Origin of the sequence: Lysinibacillus sp. UGB7 (genome assembly GCF_049058285.1) — a bacterium.
Classification (GTDB): Bacteria; Bacillota; Bacilli; order Bacillales_A; family Planococcaceae; genus Lysinibacillus; species Lysinibacillus sphaericus_B.
In genome coordinates, this window is record NZ_JBMGUV010000107.1 from 1 (window position 1) to 652 (window position 652).

The window sequence follows — 652 nt, forward strand, 5'->3', positions numbered from 1 at the left end:
CACTGACTCGTTATTACGATGAAATTGACGAAGAAATCATTTTACTCAAAAGTAGAATGCATGCCATTTTACAGCTGAGTTTTCCAGAATTAGAAAAGCTGATTACACCGAGTTCAGCACTATTTTTAAATATTGTACAACTATATCCGCATCCCGCACTTTTACAGGCCCATTCAAAAACGATTATTAAAAATCGTTTAAAGGTCAATACGCGAAAAAAACTATCGCTAATGCGTGCGGAGGCTAAAGCTATTACATTATTAGAAGCAGCTGAAAATAGTTACCCAGCGATTAAACCTACAGATATTCGTTGTGATCAAGCACGAGATTACGCAGCTCGCGTTGCGGATTTACTAGAGAAGAAAGATACGCTTGTGAAACAGATGGTGGAATTGTCGGAAGGACGGAAAGAATATCTAGTATTTCGTTCGATTCCTGGGATTGGCGATTCAACGGCGTGCCGATTAATTGGAGAGATTGGTGACATCCGCCGCTTTCAAAATGCGAAACAACTGAACGCTTACACAGGCATTGATATTATGCGGTACCAGTCTGGGAATACGCAATATCGAGACCGGATTAATAAACGAGGAAATAAACATTTACGGAAGATTTTATATTTTATGGTGTGCGCCATGCTTATGGCTAAAGG

Annotated in this window: 1 protein-coding gene; it reads left to right on the top strand. The window is 39.7% G+C overall.

Features of this window, described 5'->3' with window-relative positions; genetic code table 11:
* Positions 1–652: transposase (locus ACOMCU_RS28200; RefSeq protein WP_421052314.1), on the top strand; the 652-nt coding region annotated here is incomplete at both ends.